Source organism: Thalassotalea sediminis (genome assembly GCF_030295915.1).
Classification (GTDB): domain Bacteria; phylum Pseudomonadota; class Gammaproteobacteria; order Enterobacterales; family Alteromonadaceae; genus Thalassotalea_C; species Thalassotalea_C sediminis.
In genome coordinates this window covers 3712817-3724699 of the sequence record NZ_AP027361.1, presented here as the reverse complement: position 1 = coordinate 3724699, position 11883 = coordinate 3712817, and the positions used below count along the sequence as shown (strand labels likewise).

The 11883-nt window shown below is 40.5% G+C and carries 9 protein-coding genes and 1 riboswitch; of the genes, 5 read left to right on the top strand and 4 right to left on the bottom strand.

Annotation, left to right across the window (positions count from 1 at the left end):
• The first annotated feature begins 121 nt into the window (after positions 1–121).
• Positions 122–220: riboswitch (TPP riboswitch) on the top strand.
• 100 nt (positions 221–320) lie between these two features.
• The 5 genes from thiC to thiE are packed head-to-tail and all read left to right on the top strand — an operon-like array spanning position 321 to position 5920.
• Positions 321–2279 carry a phosphomethylpyrimidine synthase ThiC gene (thiC, locus tag QUE09_RS16790; RefSeq protein ID WP_286234027.1) on the top strand — a complete coding sequence of 653 codons (1959 nt, stop codon included), beginning with the start codon at positions 321–323 and terminating at the stop codon, positions 2277–2279.
• A complete protein-coding gene (thiO, locus tag QUE09_RS16785) occupies positions 2266–3432 on the top strand; it encodes a glycine oxidase ThiO (RefSeq protein ID WP_286234026.1) in 1167 nt (388 codons plus the stop codon). The genes thiC and thiO overlap by 14 nt, the downstream gene beginning before the upstream one ends.
• A complete protein-coding gene (thiS, locus tag QUE09_RS16780; protein ID WP_286234025.1) occupies positions 3416–3625 on the top strand; it encodes a sulfur carrier protein ThiS in 210 nt (69 codons plus the stop codon). Before thiO ends, thiS begins: the two co-directional genes overlap by 17 nt.
• A gap of 2 nt (positions 3626–3627) precedes the next feature.
• A complete protein-coding gene (locus QUE09_RS16775; protein ID WP_286234024.1) occupies positions 3628–4428 on the top strand; it encodes a thiazole synthase in 801 nt (266 codons plus the stop codon).
• Positions 4418–5920: a thiamine phosphate synthase gene (gene thiE / locus QUE09_RS16770; RefSeq protein WP_286234023.1), complete on the top strand. Its 1503-nt coding sequence runs from the start codon at positions 4418–4420 to the stop codon at positions 5918–5920. Before QUE09_RS16775 ends, thiE begins: the two co-directional genes overlap by 11 nt.
• An 11-nt stretch (positions 5921–5931) precedes the next feature.
• Here thiE and QUE09_RS16765 read toward each other — a convergent pair whose 3' ends face one another.
• The 4 genes from QUE09_RS16765 to QUE09_RS16750 all read right to left on the bottom strand — a co-directional run bounded on the left by QUE09_RS16765 (position 5932) and on the right by QUE09_RS16750 (position 11872).
• Complete coding sequence (locus tag QUE09_RS16765) at positions 5932–7461, bottom strand: DUF418 domain-containing protein (RefSeq protein WP_286234022.1); 1530 nt, start codon at positions 7459–7461, stop codon at positions 5932–5934.
• Positions 7462–7631: 170 nt separating this feature from the next.
• Positions 7632–10640: a PqiB family protein gene (locus QUE09_RS16760; protein ID WP_286234021.1), complete on the bottom strand. Its 3009-nt coding sequence runs from the start codon at positions 10638–10640 to the stop codon at positions 7632–7634.
• Entirely contained in the window at positions 10630–11262 is a 633-nt protein-coding gene (locus QUE09_RS16755; protein ID WP_286234020.1) for a paraquat-inducible protein A, read from the bottom strand. Before QUE09_RS16755 ends, QUE09_RS16760 begins: the two co-directional genes overlap by 11 nt.
• The gene (locus tag QUE09_RS16750; RefSeq protein WP_286234019.1) at positions 11255–11872 is read right to left on the bottom strand and encodes a paraquat-inducible protein A; all 618 of its coding nucleotides are present in this window, start codon (positions 11870–11872) and stop codon (positions 11255–11257) included. Before QUE09_RS16750 ends, QUE09_RS16755 begins: the two co-directional genes overlap by 8 nt.
• Between the last annotated feature and the right edge of the window lie 11 nt (positions 11873–11883).

Sequence of the window (11883 nt, the reverse complement as noted above, 5' to 3'; positions counted from 1 at the left end):
AAACTTTTAAGAATGCTTCTATCTTAGCTTGAATTAGACTTGCAGGCTATAACAACATTCTCTAGAATTGTGGTGGTAAAAATCAAATGATATTTGTATTAAGCGTAACAAATACATTGGATGAATCTTGTCGGAGTGCCATTGGGCTGAGATCGCGAAAGCGGGATCCGTAGAACCTGATCTGATTAATATCAGCGAAGGGAACAAGCGAAATATTTCTAGTTTATATTCACTTGGTCTACCCAAACTCCGCCTTAATAAACAACATATTGTCCTGATAGTCACGACAATCTGTAATAGCAATTACAAGGTGAGAGCACATGAGTTCATTATCGAGACGCGAGCGTCGTCAACAAGCAGAAGCATTTTTACAAAACGTTTCTGCACAAAGCTATCCCAATTCAAAAAAAATCTATGTAAAAGGAAAACGCCATAACATAAACGTAGCTATGCGAGAAATCGCGGTGAGTGATACGTTTGTTGGAGGAACTGAAGAAAATCCTATTTTTGAACCAAATGAGCCTATTCGTGTTTACGATACGTCTGGCGTTTATACCGATCCGGAGATATCAGTGGATGTACATATTGGTTTACCTAAACTACGCGCTGATTGGATTAATCAACGTGAAGACAGCGAATGTTTGCAAGGAGCGTCATCTGGCTATAGTCAACAGCGCCTTGCAGATGAAGGTTTAGATCATATACGTTTTGATAATTTACCCAAAGTACGTAAAGCAAAGCCAGGTAAAAATGTCACGCAAATGCATTATGCACGTCAAGGCATTATCACCCCAGAAATGGAATATATTGCCATTCGAGAAAACACCAAGCGTGCTGAAATGAAAGATGAAATATTAAAACATCAACACGCAGGACAATCTTTTGGAGCACAAATTCCAGAGCAAATTACCCCTGAATTTGTCAGAAAAGAAGTGGCAGAAGGGCGAGCGATTATTCCTGCCAACATAAATCATCCAGAATCTGAACCGATGATTATTGGTCGTAACTTTTTGATTAAAGTAAATGCCAATATCGGTAACTCAGCAGTAAGTTCATCGATTGAAGAAGAAGTAGAGAAACTTGTTTGGTCAACTAAGTGGGGGGCTGATACGGTGATGGACTTATCAACAGGCCGCTATATTCATGAAACCCGCGAGTGGATCATTCGTAATTCACCAGTACCTATCGGCACGGTGCCTATCTATCAAGCGCTTGAAAAAGTAAATGGTGTTGCTGAAGATCTTACTTGGGAAGTATTTCGAGATACCTTGATTGAACAAGCAGAGCAAGGCGTTGACTACTTTACCATTCATGCTGGCGTTTTATTGCGCTATGTACCAATGACAGCGAAACGCGTAACCGGTATTGTTTCGCGTGGTGGCTCGATCATGGCGAAATGGTGTTTGTCGCATCATAAAGAGAACTTTTTGTACACGCATTTCGAAGATATTTGTCAAATTTGTAAGCAATATGATGTTGCTTTTTCACTTGGTGATGGGTTGCGTCCAGGGTCTATCGCTGATGCAAATGATGAAGTGCAATTCAGCGAATTAAGAACCTTAGGGGAATTAACAAAAATAGCCTGGCAACATGATGTACAAGTGATGATAGAAGGTCCTGGTCATGTGCCACTTCATATGATTAAAGACAATATGGAAGAGCAACTCAAGCACTGCCAAGAAGCTCCTTTTTATACGTTAGGTCCTCTAACAACAGATATTGCGCCTGGCTATGATCATATTACCTCAGGTATCGGCGCTGCTAATATTGGTTGGTACGGTTGTGCGATGCTTTGTTATGTTACCCCGAAAGAGCATTTGGGGTTGCCTAACAAAGAAGATGTAAAAGAAGGGCTAATAACTTACAAAATTGCTGCTCATGCTGGCGACTTGGCGAAAGGTCATCCAGGTGCGCAAATTCGTGACAATGCACTATCTAAAGCGCGTTTCGAATTTCGTTGGCATGATCAGTTTAACTTAGGGCTCGATCCGCAGCGTGCACGTGAATATCATGATGAAACATTGCCGCAAGAATCCGGCAAAATTGCACATTTTTGCTCTATGTGTGGTCCAAAATTCTGTTCGATGAAAATTACCCAAGATGTGCGTGATTACGCGGCTAAACTTGAAGCTGATAACAACGAGCATATTGAAATAAAGTTAATGGACGAGACTGTATCTGCGGATATTTCTGCCTTAGAGCATGCTCAAAAAGGCATGGCAGAGAAATCACAAGAATTTAAAGACGCAGGTAGCGAAATTTATCATGTCGCCAAGTAACAATTGTCAACCAAAAGTTGATCATGTTGCAATTGTAGGTGCGGGCTTGATGGGGCGGCTTACCGCGGTTTCATTAGCACGTGCCGGCTACCAGATTACTTTGATAGATAAAGACGATAAAAAGGGCCATCAAAGCGCAGCATATGCTGCCGCTGGGCTACTAACGCCACTTGGTGAGGCCATACATAGCGAGGCAAGCATTGTTAACATGGGTTTTGCTTCCTTGGGGTTGTGGCCAGACATTTTATCTTCATTATCAAGTTATACTTTCTTTCAACAGCAAGGATCAATAGCGGTTGCACATGAGCAAGATCAAGGCGACTTACAGCGATTTAGTCGTTATATAACGCACCATTATCAACAGCATTGTTTACAAAAACTCGATCGTCAACAATTATTGGCATTGGAACCTGAGATTAGTCGCCACTTTAATCATGGTTTGTATTTGCCTGAAGAGGGACAAATAGGTAGCCGAAAATTACTCATTGCTTTGGCGGCTGAAATTAGTCAATTGAGTGTTGAATGGTTAGCCTCTTCGCATGTATCTGCAATAATGCAACGAGATAATGGTGCACGCCTAACCATCAATAGCTTAACGCGAGATTTTGATTTGGTTATTGATTGTCGTGGTGCAGGTGCTAGAAAAAATCAGGCACAACACGCAATGCCATTGACTGACTTAAGAGCGGTAAGAGGTGAAATATTTCAGTTATTTGCACCAGAGGTAACGATTAATCGCCCCATACGGTTAATGCATCCAAGATATCAGTTATATATCGCTCCAAAACCTAATGGACATTATGTTGTCGGTGCTACCGAAATTGAAAGTGATGACCAATCACCAATGACAGTGCGGTCAGCAATGGAGCTACTCAGCGCCGCTTATAGTGTTCACTCAGGTTTTGCTGAAGCAAACATTCGTCAACATGTCAGCCAGCTTCGCCCTGCATTTAGTGACAACCTGCCACGTATAAACATTGATAATCGTGTTATCCACGTTAATGGCTTATATCGACATGGCTTTCTTATTGCGCCCGTTGTTTTAGCGCAATTGACGCATGCAGTAGAAGCTGTCATTGGAAATAAGGTTAACACTAAATCTCCTTACCAACATTTACTTCCGGTTCAACTACATCATGAATATATACATTAATGGCCAAGCCGTTACCTTAACAAATCAGAGCACGATTACAGATGCACTTCAGTATTACTTATCTGAAACACAAAAAAAGCACAGTTTTGCTGTGGCATTGAACTGTGATTTTGTCGCCAAATCGGACTATGCACAAACGTATCTTACTCATAATGATGCGTTAGATGTGTTGTTTCCTATTCAAGGGGGGTAAATATGTCTTTATCCATTTATGGACAACAGCTTAACAGTCGTTTATTGATCGGAAGTGCGTTATACCCATCACCTGAAATAATGAAAAAGGCGATTATTGCCAGTGAAGCTCAAGTCGTTACATTATCCTTGAAAAGGCAGAATCCACAGGCGCTTCATGGTGAAAAAATATGGCAATATATACAAGAAATTGTGCAGGAAAATCAAGGTCATTTGTTACCAAATACCGCAGGCTGTAAGTCGGCGAAAGAGGCTGTTACTTTGGCAAAAATGAGCAGGGAAATCTTTGCCACCAATTGGATTAAACTTGAAGTGATAGGAGATGATTATAATTTGCAACCAGATGCCATTGAACTGCTAGTGGCGGCAGAACAACTGATTGCTGATGGTTTTCACGTTTTACCCTATTGCACCGATGATTTAGTGTTATGCCAACGTTTATACGATTTAGGATGCCAAGTTATTATGCCTTGGGCATCGCCAATCGGTACGGGAAAAGGGCTAATGAACCCTTACAACCTTGAAACAATTCGATACAGGCTGCCTAATGCAACTTTAATTCTAGATGCTGGCATAGGCAAACCTTCCGATGCTTGTTTGGCCTTAGAAATGGGTTATGACGGTGTACTATTAAATTCGGCTGTCGCTTTAGCTGACAACCCAGAATGTATGGCGAAAGCTTTTGCATTGGCGTTACAGGCAGGAGAGCAAGCGTATGTCGCGGGTATTATGGCAGAAAGACAAACGGCTCATCCAAGTACACCTACGTTAGATACACCTTTTTGGCATCATCATGGCAAATAATATGATAAAACCGATAATTTGGACGATAGCGGGGGCTGATTGTTCTGGTGGTGCCGGTATCGCAGCAGATATTAAAACAGGCCATAGTTTACATGTTGAAGTATGTCACCTTATTACGGCGAATACTGTGCAAAACGCGGCCAAACTATTGTCTATAAATCCTGTTGATATTGCACTACTTGCTCAACAAGTTGAAGTGCTTAAAAACGACAAACCTCCACGTGTGCTCAAAATTGGATTGTTAGTATCAATTGAACAACTTAATTGGCTTAAAAAACTTATTGGTGAATTAAAGTTAGAAAATCCGTCACTGATCGTCGTGTTAGATCCCGTTGGTACTGCCAGTGTTGGTGGGAAGTTATCAGCGCTTGAACCAAAAGACTATCATGCACTTTTGCCTTTTATTGATGTCATCACACCCAATATTGACGAAGCAAAAGCTTTAGTTGATGCACCATTCGCTGAAGTAAAAACACTAGCAAGTACACTTGCTGAGCGAGGCCAAAATACTGTCGTTGTTAAAGGTGGCCACAGTGATAATGAAACGGTTGTTGATGTTGCTTTCGATCAACGGGAAAATCGGTGGTATCAGCTTGAGTCGCCTAGAATTAACACCCGTTATACTCATGGTGGTGGTTGCAGTTTTGCCATGGCGCTTGCGTCATATATTGCCCATGGTTATTTGTTGCGCGATGCCTTTACATTAACAAAAGCATTTATTAATAAAGGTATGCATGTTAATCGAGGTAAACTTGATTACTATGGTGCATTTGAGCAGCCATTGGGCGAACTTAATGCAGAATACTTTCCTCAAATAGAATCTTTAATCAACGATAGATACACAGAGTTATCGGCATTTCCTTCAATCGGCAGTCAACAAGGTGATCAAGCATTAGGGCTATATCCTGTGGTAGATTCGCTGGCGTGGTTGGAAAAACTCTTGCCACTAGGGTTAGAGATTATTCAATTACGTATTAAAGAAAAATCATCAGATGTTTTGAATGCAATAATCGCAGAAGCGGTTAATTTGAGTGCGCGTTATCATACGCGACTTTTTATCAATGATCATTGGCAACTTGCGATTAAGCATGGTGCATATGGGGTTCATTTAGGGCAAGAAGATTTACTAGAAGCTGACCTAGCGGCTATTCATAACGCGGGTATTCGTTTAGGGATCAGTACGCATGGTTGTTATGAATTTTTGTTGGCTCAACAGCTCCGTCCTTCTTACTTGGCTATTGGCGCAATATTTCCAACGAAAACCAAAGATATGACCGGACAAATCCAAGGTCTAGATAACTTAAGACAAATACTTGCTATTGCAAAGCATGTGCCTGTGGTCGCCATTGGCGGTATTACTCTTGATAACGCGCGAGCAGTATTGGAAACGGGTGTAGATTCAATCGCTGTGGTAACAGCGATCACTGAATCAGCGTGTTATTCACAAGCGGTAACTAAATTTCAACAATTGTTGCCACCTAGTACCGCTTAATGTTTTAGTCGTTATTTTACCATTGGTTGGCGTTTCATATAGGTCATGGAGCGCCATAACCATTCTAGCGGACCATACGTAAAATACTTCAACCATAAGGCACTGATAATCGCTTGTAAGGCAATAGTGATAATGACCAAGAGCATTTGTTGTGAACGTTCTATTTGGCCAAACAACCCTGCCCCATAACCATAAAAAAGCGTAGTAAAGATAACGGAATGCATAATGTAGTTAGTCAATGCCATTTTTCCTAAGGGGGCTAACCAAGAAAATACTTTTTCGAACCAAGCCTTTTGATGAATCTTAACCAGTAAGCCTAGATAACCAGCACAGAGTACGTATTGACCAAGAAAGAATAAATTCCCACCGACAGCTTGAATTTCTCGCGCGGCTTTAGTTGCAGGATGCAGACTAATGAAAACACCTGAAATGTTTAATGCGAGACCAAAGAATAAACCACCATAACATAGTGTGTTAAAAAAACGTTGATGCTTTTCATGCTGCTGTATGCGTTTGCTCGCAACAAGCCAATAACCCACCATAAAAATGGGTAGACAAACAAACAGAGCAAAAAATGGTGTGTTACCTAGCGCTCGTAAGGCTTTATCCCAACGGTGCTGTGTTGCTTGCCAGTAATTACCTTCAGTGAAAATGCGCGTTTCTTCCATTGAGCGGTAATGGCTTTTTTGTTTACGCTCAAATTTCTGGTCTATATTCTCTGCGATGCGCTCTGCGCTTGATTGCTCTTTACTGGGATTAGCTGCGGCTTGCACTGATGCTTGTGTATTTGTTTCTTGTAGTGATTCGACGCTAGTTTCAGTGGCGTCGCTTTCTATCTCGTCATCGCCTTCAGATTGTTTATTTAATGCTTCATATGCGTCTTTTGATAACAAAAAACTTCCTGTGGACTTTTCTTGTTCAATACGTTGGTTTACTTGGTATTCAATTTCGGTATTTTCTTGCCATATGTCAGTAATTTTTTGGTGGTCATGCGATACACCATAGCCAATACCGCCTACTATTCCGACAACGAAGGGGAGCAACATGAGGCTAAAACCCGTTTTGGCAAAAGCGGTTGGCGTGTTGAATTTTGATAGTTTTTGCCAACGTAATAGATACACAAAACCAAGTAATAACATCCCTGCTACGGCATAATCATGAAGAATATCGCCACCCCATAGAAATATAAGGTGCGCCATACCTATAATAAAGAGTACAGACATGCGACGTGTGAACCAAGCACCAAAAGGGCGCCCGGCTTCTTGTGCTCTAATAAGCATTACCGCGAATCCCATACCAAATAGTAACGAAAACAGTTTATAGAATTTGCCTTCTACAAACACTTTTACTAGCCAACTTGCGCCATAATCTAAGCCAGTTTGGTTATAGTCGAATTGTAATAAGTCAGTATCTGGACGATTAAACCATTCAATATTCATAAATAATATGCCGATCAAGGCAAAGCCTCTAATAACGTCTAACATATGAATACGTTGGGGGTTTTTAATGGGTGTTAAGCCTGCTTGCGTTGTGTTCATCATTTTTATTTTTATCATTGAAGAGGTAATTAAAGTTTAGCAAAAAACACGCCGTTAACTATGTTGTTGAATTCTATTGTTATTTTTTTGTGTTGCCCAGGGTGTGTTGTCAAAATAGCGAAATAATACTGCAATACACCCAGTATTGAGTCATCTCGCTAAATAGACATTCGTTAATGGCTTATCAGTTCTATTTTGGGTGACCAAGAACGCCATTCTTTTTTCATTGATTGATGCAGTTTAAACGTTGGCGGTAGTACTTGGTTACTTTTTGTCGACGGTTTTGGAGTTGCAAAAGCAATACCACCAGACATAATCGTTTCTAACGATTCAGACTCAATAGTAACGCCAGCAAACAAACCTGCTTCCATATTAAAGCCACTGGTATTCCAAAATTGTGTTTCGCTCGTCACTAACGTGCGGTATCGCTTTTCGATGTTTACATATATATTTACTTTATCAGCACTTTCGGCCAAATCTATACCAATTACGCTGCCTACTGGCACTTGTTTATAAAGTACAGGGTTTCCTACGCGAACAGATCCCAAAGAATTTGCAACCAAGGTAATATTTAATCCAAAAGGCAAAGCAGTTATCGCAGGTGGTGAATTAGTGGCAATAAAATCTGCTTTAGGGGGACCGTTGCCGGGCGATACGGCGATGAACCCTCCTTGCAAAGCGGCACCAATATGTTTATTGCCAACTAAACCGAGTTTTGCTTCTTCGTAATAAAACCTTGAGCCTTCAACCGCAAACTTTTTACCATAGTCATTTAGGTATCCATAGGCTATTGCACCTTGTGTTTGGCTTGCGAAGTCAACATATGAAATAGTGCCTATTTTTTGTTGATGAAATTTAATACTTAGTCCAGGTTTTAAGCCTGTAATGCGAGCAAATTTTATCTTGATTGCTTTACCTGCCATTTTTGCTTCATCGAAATCGCTAAAGAGTGTAAAGCGCTCACCCTCTTGGGTTATTGGTTGTGCATCTGATTTAGGATTATAAAAACTTAACCCTCCACGCAAAATAGTTTCTGCGGATTCTGCATTCAAGGCGAAGCCCGTTAAGCTAGTTGTTATTGTTAGGCCGCTAGCGCTATAAAATCGAGTGTGGTGATTAATAAGGTGCTGATACTGTTCATAGATTGAAATAGAAATGCGTGTTTCATCGCCTGCTTCACTTAGCGCTAAGCTGTCAATTCTTCCTACTTCAATACCTTTATAGTCAATAGGGTTGCCAGGTACGAGTCGAGTACCTGTAGACGAAATAAGTGTTAACTGCAGCCCTCTTGCACTGGTATCTAAAGCCGGAGGGTTTAAATGTAGGACAAATTTGTTAGTAACCTCGCCTTTCCCTTCTGCAACCGCAATATAATTGCCGCCAAATAGCGCATCAGTATCTGTGATACCTGAGAGTGACAACTTTGGATCGACAAGCCAAAATTTGGTTGAGCTTTTCAGGAGGTAATCAAACTCTGGTAATAAACCAATGGCGAGCTGATGGTATTCTTGACCATGTGCTATTGAATGTACTGAGCCAATAACGTGACCACGATAAATTACACGGGTACCCATTTTTACTCCCTTTATATCATTAACGGAAAGGGTGATAGGGAGTGACTGTTTAGCTATTTTTCGATTAGCAAGTAGAGGGAATACATCACCATTTTTTACTGGTTGAGTAGAGCCTTTTGTTAGGGTGCCAAAAGATATCCCTCCTGCTAATATAGACTGTAGTGAATTAGCTTTAAGTGCTAGACCTTGTATACCTGCTGTTACTTTGATGCCACTGGTATTCCAAAAGCGTGTGTTGCTTGTGACATACTGTTTGTATTTTTCTTTAATATGAATATGAACGAGCACTTCTTCGGAGGTTTTATTTTCAATGGCTTGAATAGAACCTACAACTTGTTTCTTGAAGTAAATATTTGTGCCCACTTTGAGTGAGCTCATTTTGTTGGTTGTTAACATTAAATGTAAGCCAGGTTCATCGTATGTGTAGGCAGGTCGATGGGCATAGACATTAAATGTTGTTTGAGGTTCGCCTTTAAGTGAGGGCCTTAAGCTTAAATGAGGCCCTTTTAATAGCGTGTGTAAATTGGTCACGCCGCCAAGATCAAATTCAGGTGTTACTGTATAAAATTGAGAGTCACTGGTAAGGTAAGGCACAACTCGAGGGCTGACTTTAGCAAGCGCGGTAATTTTTCGAGTTTTCGGGTCTATTTTACTAAAGGCATCAATAACCCCTAGCGTTAACCCTTGATATTCTATTAATGCGCCGCGATCGATACCGGTATCCCAATCTAACATTAATGTTATTTCATGCCCCATTTCAGCCGTTTGAAAGTCTGGATGTAGTACAAATTCATCGCCTGACTTGGCAGGCGGCAAGGGGGTAGAAAATTTAGGATCGTCAAAGGCAATGCCCCCCGAAATAATTGTGCCAATTGATTCTGTTTTGACTTTAATGCCTGAGGTTAAAGAGCCAGTAAATTCAAAGCCACTTGCATTCCAAAAAATTGAATTTTCTTTTACGAGATAAGCATGTTCTGGCTTAATAAATACTGAAATATCTACTGTGCCATCATCAATGTTGTATTGGACGCCTGATACATTACCAACAGGTATTTGTTTAAAAGTAACAGGTGAGTTTTTATTAATAGAGCCAAGAGATTGCGTTTTTAGGGTTAGATGCAGACCTGGGGTCGATTTCTCAAGTTCAGGGGCTTCATTTAACGCGACAAAAAAGCGTGAAGGATTACCTCTGTGTTCTAGATCTGGTTGCACTCTAATATAACTACCAGAGAGTAAAGTATCTAAACCTGTTACTCCTTGAAAAGACACATCTGCTGTGACATACCAAAATTTAGTATTATTCGTCAGTAACTCTTCACTGCTCGAAACCATTTCAATTTTTACTAATAAGCTTTGTAGATCATCAGTCACTTCTACTTGTCGAACAACCCCAATGGGTAGACCTTTATATCTAACCTCGGTTTTACCAACGACAATGCCGCTAGCATTGTTAAATTGTACAGTGATATACACGCCACGTTCGTAGACTGCTTTGATCAGCAACCATGCTCCAAATAATAAGGCGATAACGGGTACAAGCCAAACAGCTGAAACCCCTTCTTTAGGAGAAATTATCGCATCAAGTGGGCGATGTTCTTTATTGCTCATAAACTTGCTCTTTAGTTAGGGGCTTATTATCCCACAATAATCTGGGGTCAAAACTATTTGCCGCCATCAGGGTCGCTATTACCATTAATGCGAAATAACTTGCACCGATCGCCACTTCAATATTACTGAGAAAACCTAAATTAACGACCGATGCCATAACGACAACAACAAAAACGTCAAGCATTGACCAGGGACCTATTTTTTCAACGATATGAAATAAATGGCTTTGCCTTTTAAGGTTTATATTAGTTTTATGTTTCACGTTATAGATTAAGATAAACAAGCCAATAATTTTTCCCAACGGAATGATAAAACTAGCGATAAAAATAATGATAGCAATTGGATAATGACCGACCTGAACAAACGCAGAAATACCTTGCAAGATAGTGGAAGACTCCGTTTTACCTAAAGTATTTAACACCATCATTGGATATAAATTAGCAGGTACGAAAAGGACTAAAGCGGTAATTGTCCATGCCATTGTTTTTTGTATGCTATTGGGTTTACGTGCGTGAAACCAGTAGTGACATCTTGAACATTGTTGTCGTTCATTGTGCATTTTATTAACTTTTTGACATCTTGGGCAGCTACCGAAGCCTAATGATAACGCTGTTTTATTCATGGGAACGCTCCAATTCGGTCCATAAATAACGATAATCAATGCAAACAGATAGCATTGTGGAACACATTAACAGCATGACTAAACTTGCAATTCCGGCGCCAATGGCAACATCAGCAATGTCGACCAATTTGTATAATGACACGATAACACCGAGAAAAAACACATGAATCATTGCCCAGTTGTCGAGCAGGTGATAGGAGCGAAAAAAGACCATGAGAAAAGGCTTATTAATGTTGCGTTGTAAGCAATATGTTAGATAAAAAGCTGTAAATAGTCGGACAGCGGGCACAACGATAGTGAAAATGAGTACGCAAAATGCAATCAGGTAGAACCCGTTGTTCGTTAATAGCGTGATGCATTCTAGTAAAGATGTTTGATGGTACTTTCCTGCGGCATAAATACCCATTAGTGGCAATTGCGTTGCTGGTAACAACAAGAGTAACCCTGCAAGTGAAATAGCTTGGGTTCTTTCAAGGGAGTGCTTTTTAGGCACGTAAAGCACTGATTGGCAACAAGGACAAATTGCCTTTTCCCCAGAAGAAATCTGCGGAATATTTACCAGGGTGTCGCATAATTGGCAAGCAATTAATGTGTCAGTGTTTACCTGCATTCTCGCGTTTA

Coding starts and splice junctions, on each gene's coding strand:
- thiC (WP_286234027.1), top strand. CDS start 321: ATGAGTTCATTATCGAGACGCGAGCGTCGTCAACAAGCAGAAGCATTT.
- thiO (WP_286234026.1), top strand. CDS start 2,266: ATGTCGCCAAGTAACAATTGTCAACCAAAAGTTGATCATGTTGCAATT.
- thiS (WP_286234025.1), top strand. CDS start 3,416: ATGAATATATACATTAATGGCCAAGCCGTTACCTTAACAAATCAGAGC.
- QUE09_RS16775 (WP_286234024.1), top strand. CDS start 3,628: ATGTCTTTATCCATTTATGGACAACAGCTTAACAGTCGTTTATTGATC.
- thiE (WP_286234023.1), top strand. CDS start 4,418: ATGGCAAATAATATGATAAAACCGATAATTTGGACGATAGCGGGGGCT.
- QUE09_RS16765 (WP_286234022.1), bottom strand. CDS start 7,461: ATGATGAACACAACGCAAGCAGGCTTAACACCCATTAAAAACCCCCAA.
- QUE09_RS16760 (WP_286234021.1), bottom strand. CDS start 10,640: ATGAGCAATAAAGAACATCGCCCACTTGATGCGATAATTTCTCCTAAA.
- QUE09_RS16755 (WP_286234020.1), bottom strand. CDS start 11,262: ATGAATAAAACAGCGTTATCATTAGGCTTCGGTAGCTGCCCAAGATGT.
- QUE09_RS16750 (WP_286234019.1), bottom strand. CDS start 11,872: ATGCAGGTAAACACTGACACATTAATTGCTTGCCAATTATGCGACACC.